The following is a 16,760-nucleotide window of genomic DNA, read 5'->3' on the forward strand; positions in this document are numbered from 1 at the left end:
GATTGTTTTTTATGCCGAAGGGAAATGGATCTGTGCCGACCATTTTTTCCTGGCTCGCGCGATCGCTGTTTTCAAAATAGAGATAAGCCGGGTTGGTAAAGTTGCCGCGCTCGAAGGCGATCCGTTTGCTTTCGCTGAACAGGCGAAGAATTTCCCGCGGTAGTTGTGGATTTTGTTCGAGCAGGCGGCGTTGGGCGACGATCACATGGTTGGCCGGCACGACGCCGGTTTTTTTATAAAATTGCTCGACAATGGATAGGCCTCCGTCGGCGAACATTTTGCGCAGGCGCGGATTGCCTTCCAGCGGCGTGCCGCCGTAGCGGTCGATGTTCAAGGTCATGAGTTTGGCGTCATGGCGTGGCGCGAAGCCGTAGGCGGCGTCGATCTCACCTTTGTCGAGCATGACGTCGAAGGTTTGCTCTTTGGTGAGCCAGGTCGTCGATACCTCGGTGGGCGGTCGCGTGTCCATGCCGAGCAGGCCGCCGTGGCTCAAATCTTGAACCCGGCCGATGTACCAATCGATGTCTTTCGGTTCGACACCGCAAAGTTCGCGCAGAATCACTCGGAACCATAGCCCTGCGGTCATGACGTAATCAGGAATGCCGACGCGCTTGCCTTTGAGATCGCAGAGCGACTGAATTCCCGCGGCGGTGTTGACGTAGAGTGTCATCCAGACAAACGCCTTGGCGGGAAAGATCGGCAGCGCCGCCCACTGCCAGCGCTCGCCCTTGGCCTGCTCACGGGTGATGAGAAATTCCGACAGCGACATCTCGAAGAGATCGAACTCGTCGTTCTTCAAATTCTTGAAAAATAGCTCCGGCGGCGTGGTGACATGGATGTTCAGGTTCGCTTGATCCGATTTAACGCTGCCGTCGATGAGCGGCTCGAAGCGGGGATTTTTGGTGACGCCCAATTTTAAATTCAACATAGAATGACTCGTTTCTTAATTGTGATGAGTCATTCATACGCCGAGGCACGGCGCAAGGTCAAACTCTGCTGGATGGGAAGGGGATTTTCACCACGAAGGCACGAAGTGCACGAAGGTTTCGGATAACTATTCCGAACTTCGTGTCCTTCGTGCCTTCGTGGTGAGATCGGCGGCTTCCGGATTACGACGGATTGCGCACAACGAAATGTTGCTCGGGCACGGGATAGCCGGCGCCGCCGCAGGTTTCGCGGATGACTTTGTTGGTATCGAAATAGACTTGTCAGTAATTGTCCGTGTGGCAATAGGGCCGTACCGCAAGCACCGGGCCCATGAAATTGAATTCCAAAAGTTCGACATCGGGCGCCGGGTCGGCTTTGACGTTGGCGACCTTGCTGACTTTGTCTTTGAGCAGTTTGATCGCTTCGTTATGGTCCACCGAGTGGGCGAGCTGGGCTTTCAAGTCGACGCGACGGAACGGATTGGCGGAAAAGTTCTGGATCGTGTCGGAGAAAATTTTATTGTTGCCGACCATGGTCAGAACGTTGTCCGGCGTGTGGAGCGCGGTAACGAACAAACCGATTTCTTTGATGGTACCAGTGATACCGGCGACGGTGACGAAGTCGCCGACCTTAAACGGGTGCAGCACCATGAGGAAGGCGCCGGCGGCGAAATTGGCCAGTAGACCGCTCCACGCCATACCGATCGCTATGCCCGCGGCAGCGACGATGGCGGCAAAGCTGGTGGTTTCGACGCCGAAATAACCGAGGATCGCGACCACCAAGATAATATTCAACGTCACCGATATGACCGTGCCGAGATAGCGGAGCAGAGTCGGATCGACTTTCTGCTTTTCGAGCGCGCTGGTGACCATGCGCACTGCTAAGCTGATCAGCCAGCGGCCGACGAGCCAAAAGACGATGGCGCCGATAACTTTAAAGCCAACTTGGATACCCACGTCGACGATGGTTTGCATTGTTTTGCCTAACTCCATGATTTCGTCCTCCTCATTATTCAATCACCGGTCTGAGAAAAAGATTTTCGACTATGACACTCGAGCTGCCTCGTTTTAAAGACCATACATAGGCCAAAAGCAATCGCATACGCAAATTAAATTAGCGCATTCGATCGTGTCATTGGCGCATGGATCGCTGCCAAGTTGGTGGACATTACCCGGTGCATCAGGTATGAGAGAAAAGTTCTCGAACTTGGCTTTGCGGAGGTGCTATGAAAATTTGTCATTACAATAACAATCAAGCGGGCGTGGTGGTCGGCGACAAAGTGATCAATTTTGGCGATGCGTTGATCCAAGCCGGCTTGGCGCGCCAAGGTTACACCATGCTGGAAATCATCGACGCGTTGGCCAACAATCCGGCGGCGATGCAGATCGCCCGGGACGCGGCGAACGGTTCGGGAGGGGTAGACTTGAGTTCGGTGAAGTTGCTGGCGCCGATTCAAAATCCCGGCACACTTTGGGCCGCCGCCGCCAACTATGGCGCGCACCGCGCCGAGATGGTCGACCGCATGGGCAGCGCCAACAAGCAGATCATCAACAAAGACGATTTAATGGCGGAGTTTTTTATCAAGACCACGTCGTCGATCATCGGACCCGGCGACACGATCGTTTTGCCGAAGATGTCCAAGTTGGTCGACTTCGAGTGTGAGCTGTGCGCCGTCATCGGCAAGAAGGCGCGCAAAGTTACCGAAGCTCAGTCCCTCGAACATGTTTTCGGTTACATGATGTGTTGGGACATCAGCCAGCGCGACCCCTGGGGCAAGGGCATGCACAACACGCGCAACATGCGCAAAGGTTTCGACACCTTCACCGGTTTGGGTCCATGGATCGTCACCCGGGATGAAATCGAAGAGCCGCAGAATTTGAGCATCACGGTTTTGCAGAACGGCAAGGAAGCCATGATCGCGCACACCAGCGACATGATCTGCGGCCTGCGCGAGCATATCCGTTTTCTCAGCAACTGCCTGACGCTGCGCACCGGCGATTGCATCACCACCGGCACGCCGGCGGGCGTGAGCAAGTTGCACGATGGCGATAAGCTGTACGGCACGATTGAAAAAATCGGCAGCATGGAATTGTTCGTCAAGGACGAAAAGTAGTCGTTCTGTCCGGCGCTTTCGGAGCCCTCACCCTTCCCTATCCCAGTGGGAGAGGGTGAATCTTCGGAGTGTGAGTTTAGAAAATGAACTTTTGGTTTTTCAAGATAGATTGAGATTCATAAGGAGCGATTTTTATGCCAGCGGCGCCGAAATCCAATCCACCGATTCGTACGTTACTCGGTCCCGGTCCGAGTCCAGTTAGCGCGCGCGTGTTGCAAGCCCTCGCGCTTCCCGTGGTCGGCCATCTCGATCCGAAGTTTTTAGAAATCATGGATCAGAGCATGGCGATGCTCCGCGAGCTGTTTCAAACCAAGAACCGCTTGGCTTTGCCGATGTCGGGCACCGGCAGCGCGGGCATGGAAACCTGCTTCGTCAATTTGCTCGAACCGGGCGACAGCGTGCTGATCGGCGTCAACGGCGTGTTTGGCACGCGCATGGTTGATGTCGCGCAGCGCTGCGGCGCCACGGTCGATACGGTGGATGCCGAGTGGGGCACGGCGCTCGACGCGCAGAACTTCAAAAACGCTCTGGCTAAGAAAAAATATAAACTGGTCGCCATCGTCCACGCCGAGACTTCCACCGGCGTACTGCAGCCGATGGACGATATTGCCAAGCTGGTGCATGAAAACGGCGCGCTGCTGTTGGTCGACGCCGTCACTTCGCTTGGCGGCGCGCCGGTCCGAGTCGACGAGTTGGGCATCGACGCTTGCTACAGCGGCACGCAGAAATGTTTGGGCTGCCCGCCAGGCCTGTCGCCGGTGACGTTGAACGAGCGTGCCGTCGAAGTGATCCGCCAGCGCAAGTCCAAAGTGCAGAGCTGGTATCTCGATCTGTCGATGATCGAGAAATATTGGGGCAGCGAGCGGGTCTACCACCACACCGCGCCGATTTCGATGAATTACGCGCTGCACGAAGCGCTGCGCGCGGTGCTCGAAGAAGGATTGGAAAAATCCTGGCAACGCCACAAACAGACCCACGATGTGTTTATCCGTGAGATGCGTAAGCTGGAAATCGAACCGGCGGTGGCCGAGTCGATCCGCGCGCCGATGATCAACGCCATCAAAATTCCCGACGGCGCCGACGACGCGAAAGTCCGCGCGCGCTTATACGACGAGTTCAATATCGAAATCGGCGCCGGCTTGGGGCCGCTCAAGGGCAAGATCTGGCGCGTCGGCTTGATGGGCCATGGCTCGCGGGTGGAGAATGTCGAGATTCTCGCTGGGGCGTTGAAGAAGTTGATTCAATAATCGTGTTCGTGAGCGTGTCCGAACTCAAAGGCGCTCGGGTTTTCTCACCTGCCCTCAATCACCCGCGGACCGGAATGTCCGCGCTCCTGATTGCGACGTTGCAGCCCCGTTTCCCTATGTTTGCAAATTAGAAGTGAGGCTTCTATATTGCAAACATGATCAAGCGCGACTACGGCCCGGTCTTACGCCGGCTGCTACGCCGTTATCCGTGCGTGACCCTGTTAGGGCCGCGCCAATGCGGTAAGACGACCTTTATCCGCACGGAATTGCCCTCCTGGACCTATATGGATCTGGAACGCCCTTCCGACGCGGCGCCGTTGGTGGCGGATCCCGAGGCGCGTCTCGGACAGCTCCAGGGCAAAGTTATTTTCGACGAAGCGCAGCGGGTTCCCGAACTTTTCCCAGTGCTGCGCGGTTTGATCGACCGCCAGCGAACTAAGATGGGACGCTTCGCCATCCTTGGCTCCGCTTCGCCAACACTCGTACGCCACATCTCGGAATCGCTTGCCGGCCGTACGGCCTTTGTCGATTTGCCGACGTTTCGTTGGAATGAAGTCAAAACCGACGACCAGGCGGCTGCGATTAAATCTCTATGGCTGCGCGGCGGTTTCCCTCAAGCATTTTTGAATCCCAAGGACCGTGATCGTGGCGAATGGTTGGAGGCTTACACGCGATCTTTCATCGAGCGCGATCTGCCCGCGCTCGGTATCGACGTTACCGCTGCGCAGATGCGCAAGCTCTGGACCATGCTCGCGCACTGCAACGGTGGAGTGTGGAATGCTTCTCAGCTCGCGGCGTCCCTCGCCGTGAGTTACCACACCGTCAATCGCTACGTCGATATTCTCGAACAGACGTTTTTGATCCGTAAGCTGCCGCCGTATTTCGCCAATGTCGGCAAGCGTCTGGTTAAGAGTCCCAAAATATATTTCCGCGACACTGGCTTGCTGCATTTTTTTCTCGGCATATCGTCGGCAGCGATGCTCGACACCCATCCCGCCCGGGGCATGAGTTGGGAAGCTTTTATCATCGATCAAGTGATTTCGATCTGCCAGCGAGAGGTGCCGAGTTGCCGGCCGTATTTTTGGCGCACGTCGCAGGGACATGAGATCGACCTGGTGATCGATTTAGGCAGCAAGAAGATTCCGATCGAGGTGAAATTACACTCAGCGCCGACGGCCCAGGATGCCGCGTCGCTGGTTCAATGTATGCGCGATTTGAAACTTACCCGTGGTTATCTAGTCCACTCGGGACGTCAACACTATTCTCTGGGCAATGGGGTGATGGCGCTCGCGGCCGACGAAATTTTGACCCATCCACGGATCTTTTTCGGCTCATGACCGCCTTCGTGAGAAGAGAATTATTGCGCCAACCCATCAATTGGAATTCAGTTTGCTCTACCTAACGACCACGACCACGAAAATCTCTCACGCATAAAGCCGCGCGACCCATTCGCCATATCCATTATACGGCAGCGTCGGGCGGCGTTCGCCGGTGTCGATGAGTTTTTCCGTCGCTTGAGACCAGCGCGGGTGGGGAACTGTCGGGTCGACGTTCGCTTCGAAGCTGTATTCCTGCGGCCGATTGGAATTCCAAAACGTCCGCGGCTGGTCGGCGGTGAATTCGATTTTGACAATCGATTTAATATTTTTGAAGCCGTACTTCCACGGCACGATCAGACGCAGCGGTGCGCCATGTTGCTTGGGCATGGGATGACCGTAAATTCCCGTGGCCAGTAAATTAATTCGTTCATCGCCTCGGCCATCGTCAGGCCTTCGGTATAAGGCCAGGGGCCGAGCGACGGGTTTTGATTCGGTGCTTGATCGGGGCGCATGAAGGTGACGAGTTTTACATAGCGCGACGCCGAGAGCGGCTGGACGAGCTTGATCAGCGCTGGTAGCGGTATTCCCGTCCAGGGCACCGCCATCGCCCAGGCTTCGACACAGCGAAAGCGATAGAGCCGCTCTTCCACGGGCAGCGCGCGCATGAGTTGATCGATGTCAAACAGACGCGGCTTTTCAACCAAGCCGGCGATTTCGATCTGCCATGGATGGGTGCGCAGGCGCGCGGATTTTTTGTAGACGCCGCTTTTGAACGTGCTGAACTCGTAAAAATTATTATACGAAGCGGCGTACGCTTCGTCGGTGAGCGGGCGATCGAGGGTGAAGCGAGAATTTCGCGGCGCGGGATACAAATCCTGGCCGGCGGGATTTTCTTGGGCGCCGATGAGGGATGCGTCCGGCGCCGGTCCGCAGCCGGTGGGAATTCCCGCTGCTAAGCCGAGGCCGATCAGGCCGGTGCTTTTGAGGAATTGGCGGCGGGTATTGAAGATGGTTTCCGGCGTCGCCGCGCTGTCGCGCAGGCGCCAACTGGGGCGAGTGATTCGTTGCTTCATGAACGTCGCGATGGCTGGAGCATCATCGCGACGATTGTACTGGCGCGGTTGGAACGCTTCAACCGCGCCAGCGGGATTTTGCCGGCAATTATTTTATCGCCACTTCGAGGGGCTTGATGAATTCTTTGCGGATGAATCCCTTGGGACCGTCAGCGCCGCTGCGGACTTCGAGCCAATCGCCGGCGCGGTTCTCGACGGTGACGCGGGTGCCGACGCTAAACGAGGTCAGCGAGACTGACGAGAAGTTGGGATCTTTGCGCAGCACCGTCGGATACTTGATCTGATATTCGTTGTCCGCGGTTTTGGTTGCCACAGTTTTTTGCGCCGCGACGGGTTCCGGTTTCGCTTTCGCGACGGCGGCCGGTCGCGTGGCGGCGTGGCTTGGGGTTGGGTTGTCGAGCGCGGCGGCCAACGATTTTTCCCACTGCACCAGACTGGTGATATCCATGCCCTCGCGCACGAACAGCAAGGGGCAGGTGACCGTTAGATTTTTCGCTACGACATTGGCGAAGGACCATTTGCCAACTTCGGCGGCGATGGTCTTTTTGAATTCAGTGTCGTTCAAGCGCGCGCCAAGTTATTTCACCTGGCTGACTTCGCCGGTTGGAGAAACATTGAACTGCATGACAAGGCTACCGACCAACGCCGGATTTTTCGCGCTTTCCTGACGGTAAAGTTCGCGGATTTTTTGCAGATGGCTTTCGATGAGCACGGCGACTTTGCCGGTGCTAACGGCCGCGTCTTTTGAATTCTTAATCGTGAAGCCTAAATCTTGCGCCAGGTAAACCATGTTGCCCAACGCCATGTTCATGGCTTTGACCGGTTTGGCGGAAAATGTTTGCGCGTTGCTGGACACGCTGGCGTTGGCTTCCTTCTTCGGTGTTTCGCTGCCGACGCCGAATTGGAAGTAGACAACGGTTAGTATGACCAAGACGCTGGCGATGCCGCCGACGCCTTTGAGTGTCAGTCCGCCCAAGTTGTTGAATTTGTCCATGCGACTGTCCCCCCAATTCAATTGAATCTCGATCCCCGCTATGGATTCAAAGCAACTCTCGTACCGCCGAGCCGGCGGGGAACGGGCGCCAATGTAAATCTGTTGCCAATCCCGGCCGTCGAGCGAATCGCCGGTGGATCAGCGACCGATCTAAGGAGCAGAACCAGGTCGTGGGTAACTCAGAATGGCTCTCAATGTTCTTCTGGCATGTTGGCCTAACGCGCATCGGTCGCGGTAGTTCGCACAGTTTTCGCCACCGGCCCGCCTTCTTTGAACTAATTTTATCCGCCGCCGCAAGCGTGGTAGAATCCGAAAAATGATACATTAGTCCATTACGTGAGCGGCGAAGGAGATCCTTTGGTGAAATATTTTGGCTTGCATTCCTTGACCACGGCGGGTTTGAGCCTGCTGCTATTTTTCGTTGTTGCTCAGACTCGCGCGGATGAATTACCAACCACAGCCGCGGCGATCCTCGATGGCGAGACGATCTCCCATGATGCGCTGAACAAACTCATCGGCGCGCGCATCGCGGCGCTCAACGATCAGATCTTTCAGTTACAACGGCAAACCGTCGAGCAATTGATCCATGAACGTTTGTTCGCCAGGGAGGCGGTGCGCCGCGGACTTTCCGCCGAAGGGTTGATCGCGGCCGAGATCACCGCCAAGACCGCGGCGGTGACCGACGCGGAGGTCGAAGCCTTTTTCAAAGCCAACGAAAGCCGTTTGCCGACCCAGGAGCCCGACCTGCGCGAGCGCATTCGCGCTCATCTGACGACTCAGAATGCCAACGCCAGGCGCGAAGCTTTTTTCGGCGAGCTGCGCGCCACGGCCAATATTCAAGTGCTGCTCAAGCGGCCGGCGATCTTTCGTCTCGCCATCGATACCGCCGGCGCGCCGTTCAAGGGACCGGCGACGGCACCGGTGACGGTGGTCAAGTTCGAAGACTTTCACTGTCCGTTTTGCAAAGACGCCCAGCGCACCATCGCGCAGCTGCTCGAGCGCTATCCCGACCGAGTAAAACTAGTTCACAAAGATTATCCCATCGATGAACTTCATCCCGGCGCGCGGGCCGGCCATTTAGCGGCGCGCTGCGCCACCGAGCAAGGAAAATTCTGGCGCTATCATGATGAGCTCTACGCCAACGCGCCCAAAGGTGCGCCGGAGGATCTGCGCGGTTACGCTAAGACCGTAAACTTGGATATGGCGGGCTTCGATCAGTGTCTATCGGCGGGCCGCTATGCGGCGCCGGTGCAAAAAGACATTGACGAAGCCAAGCAGGCGGGCGTTTCCGGCACGCCGGCATTTTTTATCAACGGCCGCTTATTAGTAGGCGCCCAGCCGGTGGAAAATTTCGTCGCGTTGATCGAAGAAGAGTTGTCGCTCACGCGCTAGTGTTGCACTTCAAATGTGAATCCACCTGCCGGCCTGCGCCGGCATGATGGATGGGGAGTCGATCCCTATTCGAAGTTATTTTAATCGCAGGTTGTGCCGTCGCATCGGTGTCGCTTGATACCGGAGCCGATCGCTTTTACTATACGCTGCGTTCCGACAATCCAGTTTGTGGAGAGGAAGTCTTATGAAGAGATTCGTTCTCGTGATGGCGCTGCTCGTCGGTTCGACCCACCCATCGGCAGCGCAGACGCCTTACTATCAGAGCAAGAACTTGACCTTTGTCATCGGTTCCGGCGCCAGCACGGCTTATGACATATATGCGCGGCTCTTGGCCAATTACATCGGTAAGTATCTGCCGGGTAATCCCAACATCATCTCGCAAAACATGCCGGCGGCGGGCGGTATCGTCGCGGCCAACTATATTTACGGTGTTGCCAAGCCCGACGGCTTGACCATCGCGTCGATCAATCCGGCGCACTATTTCAATCAGATCCAGGGCGCGAAGGAGATCAAGTTCGACTGGACCAAATTTACCTGGATCGCGAGTTCGGACAAGTCGGAGCATATGCTCTACATGCGCGCCGATGCTCCGTTCAAAACCATCCAAGATATTCGTAACGCCAAAGAACCACCCAAATGCGGCGCCACCGGCACCGGCACCAGCGGTCATTATATTCCGCGGATGCTGGAAGAAACCTTGGGAACCAAATTCAACATCGTCACCGGTTACGCCGGTGGCAACGAAATCGACTTGGCCACCGAGCGCAACGAAGTGGTATGCCGTTCGTTTACCACCGCGGCCTATTTCGCCCGGGAGCCGTATCACACTTGGCGCAAGAAAAATTTCGTCCGCATTCTCATGCAGACCGGTCGGACCAAGGATCCCAGGTTGCCGGACACACCGCTCTACGGCGACCTGATGAATGAAGCGAAGACCTCGGATCTTGGCCGGCGGGTGGCCACCGTGATGCTCGGCTCGGGTGAATTGGGCCGGCCCATCGTGGCCCACCCGGCGACCCCTCCCGAGGTCACGAAAATGCTGCGCGATGCGTTCATGAAAAGCATGGCCGATCCGCAACTGCTCGCCGATGCTACCAAGCTCAACCTGGAAATCACCGCGGTGAGCGGCGAGGAGCTGACCAAGACCGCCAGGGATGTTATCAATCAGCCCGCCGACGTGCTCGACCGAATTCGTAAGATTCTCGCGCAATAAATTGAATTCACGCGCTCGACGGCGGCGCATTTGCATTGCCGGTGGGCAGCGCGTAGCTTCATCGCATCGTGAATTTTTTCCGCTTCGGAGGTGGTGTGAGGTCGACGCGAATCCTAGCGTACGGCGTGTTCGCCATGGCGCTGCCGATGTTTTCCGCGCAAGTGTTCGCGCAAGCGGCCAACGTTGAAGTGACCGTGCAGAACGTCGCCGCGGTGTCCTTCGATTACGCGTTGACCGATGACGCCGGCAATGTCGTCGATAGCAGCAAGGGCAAGGCGCCGCTGACCTACACTCATGGCAACCGGCAGATCGTTCCGGGTTTGGAAGCCGCGCTAACCGGCATGAAAGTCGGCGAGGAGAAAAAGGTCACGGTCAAACCTGAAAATGGTTATGGGCCGGTCAATCCTCAAGGGTTTCAAGAAGTGGCTAAAGACAAGCTGCCGCCCAACGCCCTCAAGGTTGGTACGATATTGACTGCCCAAGGGCCCCAGGGGCAAGCGATGCCGGTGCGTGTGCATGAGATCAAAGAGAATACGGTGATCATGGACTTCAATCATCCACTGGCGGGAAAAACTCTCAACTTCGAGATCAAGATCACCGACATCAAACCGGCGCTGAAATAATTCCGCGAACAAACCGCTTCGACAGCATCGGCGCCAATCCATCGGCCCACACTGTTGGTTGCTTGACCCGATTGCGACCTGTCTAATAAGTTGCGGCTGAGCGCTCTTAACCGTTTATTTTCTTGAGGTACCTTTGGCTCTGTTGCTCCGCCGTTCGGAAGTTTCTCATTTGCTCGATCTGCGCCAAGCGATGGCCGCGTTGGAGCGGACGTTTCGCGAACAAGCCAACGGCCAGGTGAAGCAAGTGGCGCCGCTGCGTTTCATGAACCGCGGTATGCGCATGGTCGTCGGCGGCCTCGAAGCGCAGAATAAAAACGGTCTGCGCGTCAGCGTCACCGGTGGTGAAGCGTTGGCACTGTTGTTTGAAATCGGCAGCGGCAAGTTGCTGTCGTTGATCGGCTATCCGTTCAGCGAATTGCGCATCAGCGCGACGGTGGGCTTGGCGATCGAGCGCTTTACTAATTCCACTGCCAAAACCGTGGCGCTGATCGGCAGCGGCCGGTTGGCGCTGCCGATGCTCGAACCGGCCTGCGCGCTGCGCTCGATCGAACGCGTCTTGGTTTATAGCCGCAGCGCGGAGAATCGCGAACGATTCGCCAGCGAGGCCGCTGCGACATTTAATACTTCCGTGGTTGCGGTAGCGTCGGCGCAAGAGGCGATCGAACAGGCGGACTTCGTTTTGGTCAGCACGAATTCGCCAACGGCGGCACTGCGCGGCGAGTGGCTACGGCCGGGGCTGGCGGTGTTCGGCATCGGCCGGCCCAACGAATTCGACGATGAGGTCTATCGCAAAGCGAGCTTGATCAGCGTCACCAGCAAGGCTCACGAACTAAATTATTACGACACCAAACTCGATCAGCCGCTGATTCGGCTGTCAAATGCCGGCACGCTTGCATGGGATTCCGTCGCCGAGTTTGGCGACATTGTGGTGGGAAAGATCGCCGTGCCGGATTTGGCGCGGAGTCTAATTATTTTTCGCGACTCCCAAGGCGGCTTCGGCGATTTGGCGTTGGCAGCTTGGGTTTATGAGGAGGCGCGCCGCAGAGGGTTGGGACAGGAGGTCAGCACGGAATGAAGAATCTGACGGATCGGACTGATCAGACCGATCGGACGCATAACTTTCTGTCGCTCGCTTTGGCGAGCGTGCTCTTCGCTCAGAGCGCACTGGCGGCGCAGGCGCGGTGGGAGGATGTGGTTCACGCGGCGGAGAAGGAAGGCGAGGTGACCGTCTACGCAACCAATTCTGTCGGCGAGCTGCAAGTGATTTGGGATGCCTTCAAGAAAAAATTTTCCAAGATCAAGTTGAACGCCGTGGCGATTAGCACCACCAGTGAGATCGTCACTAAGATCATGGCCGAGCGGCGGGCGAGCCAATATTTTTCCGATGTCGTGCTCGGCGCGCCGGGGGCGACTTATAATAGTTTGCATCGTGGCAAGACCCTCGATCCGTTAGCGCCGGCGTTGATGCTGCCCGAGGTCACCGACCTGTCGAAATGGTGGAAGGGCAAGCACCGCTACGTCGATGCCGAAGGGCAATATGTGTTCGTCTATCAGAGTACCAAGTATGGGCCGCCGATTTATTACAACACCAAGCTGGTCAATATCGATACGATCAAATCGGTTTGGGATCTGCTCGATCCGAAGTGGAAAGGCAAGATGATCGGCCTGTGGCCGCGCGCCAATTATGTCTCGACGGCGCTCTTGTTCATGTATCATCATCCGCAGATTGGGCCGAAATTTCTCGAACGCTTTTACGGTGAGATGGACGTGACTTACTTCAGTGATTTTCGTCAGGGCACCGACTGGCTGGCCGCGGGCAAAGCGCCGATTTGTTTTTTGTGCCGTCTGCGCCGCGCCCAAGAGCAAGGGCTGCCGGTGGAGGAAGCCAGCGTCTATCATTTCAAAGAAACGCCCGGTATCGGCGCCAACAACGGCGCCATCGGTTTGATGAACAACGCGCCCCACGGCAACGCGGCCAAGGTGTTTATCAATTGGTATTTGTCGCGCGAAGGGCAGATCGCCTTTCGCCAGGCGAATAACACGATCGAAGACGAAATCACCACCTCGATGCGCGAAGACCTGCCGCTGGAATATGTCCCCGAAGCGGCGCGGCGCAAGAAAGACGTCAATTATTTCGAAATTATCCGCGCCGACTGGATGGAGTGGAAACCGGTGGGCGAATTGATCAACGCAGCGCGGCAGAAGTCGGGAAAGTGACGGTAGTCGTCTTCGGCTACCGTCATCCTGAGCAACGCGAAGGATCACTCGATTTTCGATTGCGGGAGGATGGCGGTTGAAAGTGTTGAGTTCTTCACAGTGCCGATCCAATTTCCGTTCCGGCAATCCAAAATCTAAAATCTAAAATTCACAAGAGGGTTTCGACATGGCATCGACTGACAAACCGACCATCGAACGCATCGACCACGGTGTGCTGCCGAGCAACGATCTTGGCCGGGCGCATCGGTTTTACTCGACCTTCATGGGTGGCGAGCTCGATCATCTGACCAACTTGAATCTGCGCGGGCTCAATCGCGAGGTGCCGCAGATTCTTTTTTACACCTTGGCGAATCACAAAGGTTGGGGCTTGGCGCTGCAAGATTTTCCCATCGCCGCTAATCCGCAACGGATGCTCGAAGGCGTGGTTTATGGTTTCGAAGTAGCGGCGGACGATTTGGGCGCCGTCATCGCTGCCGCGGAAGAGCGCAAGCTCAATTGCCATGGGCCGGTGAAATATCCCGAGCCGTCGCCGATCAAAGAATCTTTTTTCGTGCTCGATCCCGACGGCAATACTTTCGAACTCTCTCTGCGCCGCGATCCGGTAAATACTGCGCCCCAGGGAAAGCTGGTGCCGCTGCGGCGCATCAGTCATGTGCGCGTGGAAGTGACTGACTTGGATCAGGGCGCGGCTTGGTATCGCGATACTTTTGGCTTGATCGAGGCCGATGAGGTGCCGGGCTTCGAGCAGATGACGCTGACGGTGCCGAACAGCGGCCAATTGGTGATCCTGCACCGCGTCAATCAAGTGGCCGAGCGCAGCACTCGGGCGGTGAAGGGGCCGCACATCGATTTTCGCATCGCGCCGGAGCTTTATCCGCCGATCTTGGAAAAGTTCAACCGCAAAGAATATTACTGGGGCCCCGATCCGACGAAAATCCCCTGGCATGAGCAAGGCGGCCACACGGTGTACGGCTACGATCCGTTTGGCAACCGGATTCAGATCGGGCATAGATTTGAAGGGCGGCGCTAGGACAATTGCAGATTCCAAATTCCAAATTCCAGATTCCAGATTTAAATCTGAGCCCATTTGGAATATGGAATCTGTAATTTGGAATTTGAAATTCCGAACGAAGTGAGGACAAAATGATTCCACAACTTTCTATTCAAGAGCGTGACCGGCGTTACACCAACGTGCGCGCGGAGATGGCCAAGCGCGGCATCGATGTGTTGCTCTTGCCGGCCAATACCGGGCGCTGGGAGCAGTTGCAGGGCGACTCACGTTATCTGACCAACATTGGCGGTTTCGCCACCGAGATGTTCACAGTGTTTCCAGCGCAGGGAGATGTCACGTCGTTTGTCTTCAACCGCGCCAGTTGGTGGCAGAAGGCGCAGAACTGGGTCGCCGACGTGCGCGATGGGCGCAACCGCTGGAGTCAGAACGCCATCGAGCGCATCAAGGAATTAAAACTCGAGAAAGGCACCATTGGCATTTCCGGTCTCGCCGGTTTGGTGCGCGCGCCGGAGGGGATCATTCCCTATACTTCGGTGAAGAACATTCAAGAAGCGTTTCCCCAAGCCAAGATCGTCAACGCTACCGAGATGATGCAGGAGAGTCGTGCGATTAAGAGCGCCGAGGAAGTTTCGATGTTGGAACACTCCGCGGCGATCATCGAGAAAGCCATCGATGCGATGAAGCAAACCGCCAAGCCGGGGGTGAGCGAAAAAGAAGTCTACGCGACCATGCTGCATGCCATGCTGTCCAACGGCGGCGAGTTGCCGACATTATTTTTTTTGAGTGCCGGCCCCAATCTGTACAATAGCTCTTTTGTCCCCACCGACTACGTGATTCAGAACGGCGACAATCTGGTCGGCGAGATCGAAGCCAAATACGGTGGCTACGCGGCGCAAGCGGTGAGCCCTGCGGTGGTCGGTAAACCCAATCCGGCTTATCAAGCCATGGTCGAGATTTCGCGCCGCTGTTTCGACGCGATTCTTGCCGCCATGAAACCCGGTGTGACCTTCGGCACGTTGTTCGACATTTACACTAAGACCGTCGAAGGCGCGGGCGCTTACTCTTGGAATCATCCGATGATGCATGCGCGCGGCCTCGGCGACGATGGGCCGGCGCTTATGGGCGACAAGGATATAGAGCGCTTCGCCAAGATCGAACTGAGAGCCGGCATGACTTTCATTCTCAAACCTCAAGTGCGGCCGACCGAGGGCAAAGGCCGCGCCAGCGTTGGCGATACCGTGACGGTGACCGAAAACGGCGCGCGGCGCTTGGGCAAGCGCGATATGAAATTGGTCGTGATCGACTGTTGAAGAAATGAAATGGCCGCAAAGAACGCAAAGTACTCAAAGTTCGGAAAGGGACTATTCACCACGAAGGACACGAAGAGCACGAAGTTCGGAAATTAATATCCGAACCCTTCGTGTTCTTCGTGCCTTCGTGGTGAAAATAAGTTTTCGTTAACCCTCGGAAAACAAAACATGGCTGAACTCTATCCCTATCCACGATTCTCCATCGCTGAGCGCGATCGGCGCTGGGCGGCGGTGCGCGCGTTGATGCGCGGGAAAAATCTCGACGTCATCGTCACGCCGCAGAACAGCGGCCATTCGGCGGACTATCAGGCCAACACGCGCTATCTCACGCACTGCGGCAGCGGCGAACCTGATCTTGCTGCGGTGTTGCTGCTCGAAGGCGAGGTCACGGCGATCGCGACTTCGGCCGGGCCGCGTTGGCCGACGGTGCAGGATTGGGTTACCGACGTGCGCGAAGCGCGGCGCAATTACGGCAAGGTGATTGTCGAGCGCTTGAAAGAATTAGGCGTCGAGCGCGGCCGCATCGGCATCACCGGTCTTGGCGAAGTCGAAGGCACGCGTACGCCGGAAGGGACGATATTTTATGGCACCTGGAAACAGATTCGCGAAAGTTTTCCTAACGCCGAGTTGGTCGACGCCACGGCGGTTCTCGACGAAGTGCGCTATGTGAAGAGCGACGAAGAGATCGGTGTGCTCGCCAAATCCAACGAGATCAACGAGCTCGCCGTCGAAGCGGAGATCGCCGCGGCCAAAGTTGGCGTCAAAGATTGGGAAGTGTGGGCGGCGATGCATTACGCGATGACGCGCAACGGTTCCGAATTACCGGTGCACTGTTTTTGGGTCTCGGGGAAAAATCCTAAGCGCACACTGACCCGGCCGAGTATGCGGCTGTTGGAATGCGGCGACGCGATCATCAATGAGATCGAAGCGTCGTGGATCGGCTATCGCGCCCAGGTTGTCCAGCCGGTGTTCCTCGAAGTGATCGATCCAGTGCAGGCGGAGCTGATTAAAATCCAGCGGGAAGTTTTCAATCGCGTGGTGGAAAATTTAAAGCCCGGCGTCACCGTCGGCGAACTCGCCGAGCTGACTAAGAGCACGGTGCAAAACGTCGCGCCGAAAAGCGGCCCGGCGGCGGGCGCCCGCGGCGAGCTTAACATGCATGGCCGTGGTCAGATGTCGTGGCAACGTCAATATGTCATGTTAACAGCAACGCGATTATGTCAGGGTAGTGCGTTGGGTTGAGGTCGTAAGTTAGAAACCTGGCCATAGCGGAACCCCACCTTGTTGGAGTTGGTTCGATATAGGCCAAGTGTGTGCGTC

At 56.6% G+C, this 16,760-nt stretch carries 14 protein-coding genes and 2 pseudogenes; 11 read left to right on the forward strand and 5 right to left on the reverse strand.

Features of this window, described 5'->3' with window-relative positions; translation table 11 throughout:
• Both EXR70_21410 and EXR70_21415 read right to left on the reverse strand, forming a co-directional pair.
• The coding region (locus tag EXR70_21410; GenBank protein ID MSP41057.1) for a hypothetical protein at positions 1-928 on the reverse strand (928 nt) is incomplete at its 3' end.
• A gap of 181 nt (positions 929-1,109) precedes the next feature.
• A pseudogene (locus EXR70_21415) lies at positions 1,110-1,919 on the reverse strand (mechanosensitive ion channel family protein).
• Positions 1,920-2,152: 233 nt separating this feature from the next.
• Here EXR70_21415 and EXR70_21420 point away from each other — a divergent pair.
• From EXR70_21420 to EXR70_21430, 3 genes are all read left to right on the forward strand, one after another.
• Positions 2,153-3,040 carry an FAA hydrolase family protein gene (locus tag EXR70_21420; GenBank protein MSP41058.1) on the forward strand — a complete coding sequence of 296 codons (888 nt, stop codon included), beginning with the start codon at positions 2,153-2,155 and terminating at the stop codon, positions 3,038-3,040.
• Between the two features lie 134 nt (positions 3,041-3,174).
• Entirely contained in the window at positions 3,175-4,287 is a 1,113-nt protein-coding gene (locus EXR70_21425; protein ID MSP41059.1) for an alanine--glyoxylate aminotransferase family protein, read from the forward strand.
• A 155-nt stretch (positions 4,288-4,442) separates the two neighbouring features.
• Positions 4,443-5,624, forward strand: a complete 1,182-nt coding sequence (locus EXR70_21430) for an ATP-binding protein (protein ID MSP41060.1) — start codon at positions 4,443-4,445, stop codon at positions 5,622-5,624.
• A gap of 87 nt (positions 5,625-5,711) precedes the next feature.
• Here the strand turns inward: EXR70_21430 and msrP are convergent.
• The 3 genes and pseudogenes from msrP to EXR70_21445 all read right to left on the reverse strand — a co-directional run bounded on the left by msrP (position 5,712) and on the right by EXR70_21445 (position 7,673).
• Positions 5,712-6,679: pseudogene (gene msrP / locus EXR70_21435) on the reverse strand (protein-methionine-sulfoxide reductase catalytic subunit MsrP).
• Between the two features lie 88 nt (positions 6,680-6,767).
• Positions 6,768-7,244 (reverse strand): SH3 domain-containing protein, encoded by a 477-nt coding sequence (locus EXR70_21440; protein ID MSP41061.1) that lies wholly within the window; start codon positions 7,242-7,244, stop codon positions 6,768-6,770.
• A gap of 12 nt (positions 7,245-7,256) precedes the next feature.
• A complete protein-coding gene (locus EXR70_21445) occupies positions 7,257-7,673 on the reverse strand; it encodes a hypothetical protein (GenBank protein MSP41062.1) in 417 nt (138 codons plus the stop codon).
• A 336-nt stretch (positions 7,674-8,009) separates the two neighbouring features.
• On the opposite strand from EXR70_21445, the gene EXR70_21450 reads away from it, so the two are divergent.
• From EXR70_21450 to EXR70_21485, 8 genes are all read left to right on the forward strand, one after another.
• Positions 8,010-9,065: a hypothetical protein gene (locus EXR70_21450; GenBank protein ID MSP41063.1), complete on the forward strand. Its 1,056-nt coding sequence runs from the start codon at positions 8,010-8,012 to the stop codon at positions 9,063-9,065.
• A 184-nt stretch (positions 9,066-9,249) separates the two neighbouring features.
• Complete coding sequence (locus EXR70_21455) at positions 9,250-10,278, forward strand: hypothetical protein (protein MSP41064.1); 1,029 nt, start codon at positions 9,250-9,252, stop codon at positions 10,276-10,278.
• A gap of 146 nt (positions 10,279-10,424) precedes the next feature.
• Positions 10,425-10,901, forward strand: a complete 477-nt coding sequence (locus EXR70_21460; GenBank protein ID MSP41065.1) for a peptidylprolyl isomerase — start codon at positions 10,425-10,427, stop codon at positions 10,899-10,901.
• Between the two features lie 133 nt (positions 10,902-11,034).
• Positions 11,035-11,976 carry a hypothetical protein gene (locus tag EXR70_21465; GenBank protein ID MSP41066.1) on the forward strand — a complete coding sequence of 314 codons (942 nt, stop codon included), beginning with the start codon at positions 11,035-11,037 and terminating at the stop codon, positions 11,974-11,976.
• Positions 11,973-13,118 (forward strand): extracellular solute-binding protein, encoded by a 1,146-nt coding sequence (locus EXR70_21470; protein ID MSP41067.1) that lies wholly within the window; start codon positions 11,973-11,975, stop codon positions 13,116-13,118. The genes EXR70_21465 and EXR70_21470 overlap by 4 nt, the downstream gene beginning before the upstream one ends.
• Positions 13,119-13,284: 166 nt before the next feature.
• Positions 13,285-14,148 carry a VOC family protein gene (locus EXR70_21475; GenBank protein ID MSP41068.1) on the forward strand — a complete coding sequence of 288 codons (864 nt, stop codon included), beginning with the start codon at positions 13,285-13,287 and terminating at the stop codon, positions 14,146-14,148.
• Between the two features lie 113 nt (positions 14,149-14,261).
• On the forward strand, positions 14,262-15,440 hold the full coding sequence (locus EXR70_21480) for an aminopeptidase P family protein (protein ID MSP41069.1): 1,179 nt from the start codon (positions 14,262-14,264) through the stop codon (positions 15,438-15,440).
• Between the two features lie 168 nt (positions 15,441-15,608).
• Entirely contained in the window at positions 15,609-16,682 is a 1,074-nt protein-coding gene (locus tag EXR70_21485) for an aminopeptidase P family protein (protein MSP41070.1), read from the forward strand.
• Positions 16,683-16,760 lie beyond the last annotated feature (78 nt).

It is taken from the genome of Deltaproteobacteria bacterium (assembly GCA_009692615.1).
In the GTDB taxonomy this organism is placed as follows: Bacteria; Desulfobacterota; Binatia; order UBA9968; family UBA9968; genus DP-20.

What these genes read in the sequence shown, in the direction of transcription:
- EXR70_21480 (MSP41069.1), top strand. Translation starts at nt 14,262, where the DNA reads ATGATTCCACAACTTTCTATTCAAGAGCGTGACCGGCGTTACACCAAC.
- EXR70_21430 (MSP41060.1), top strand. Translation starts at nt 4,443, where the DNA reads ATGATCAAGCGCGACTACGGCCCGGTCTTACGCCGGCTGCTACGCCGT.
- EXR70_21475 (MSP41068.1), top strand. Translation starts at nt 13,285, where the DNA reads ATGGCATCGACTGACAAACCGACCATCGAACGCATCGACCACGGTGTG.
- EXR70_21420 (MSP41058.1), top strand. Translation starts at nt 2,153, where the DNA reads ATGAAAATTTGTCATTACAATAACAATCAAGCGGGCGTGGTGGTCGGC.
- EXR70_21455 (MSP41064.1), top strand. Translation starts at nt 9,250, where the DNA reads ATGAAGAGATTCGTTCTCGTGATGGCGCTGCTCGTCGGTTCGACCCAC.
- EXR70_21485 (MSP41070.1), top strand. Translation starts at nt 15,609, where the DNA reads ATGGCTGAACTCTATCCCTATCCACGATTCTCCATCGCTGAGCGCGAT.
- EXR70_21425 (MSP41059.1), top strand. Translation starts at nt 3,175, where the DNA reads ATGCCAGCGGCGCCGAAATCCAATCCACCGATTCGTACGTTACTCGGT.
- EXR70_21460 (MSP41065.1), top strand. Translation starts at nt 10,425, where the DNA reads ATGTTTTCCGCGCAAGTGTTCGCGCAAGCGGCCAACGTTGAAGTGACC.
- EXR70_21470 (MSP41067.1), top strand. Translation starts at nt 11,973, where the DNA reads ATGAAGAATCTGACGGATCGGACTGATCAGACCGATCGGACGCATAAC.
- EXR70_21445 (MSP41062.1), bottom strand. Translation starts at nt 7,673, where the DNA reads ATGGACAAATTCAACAACTTGGGCGGACTGACACTCAAAGGCGTCGGC.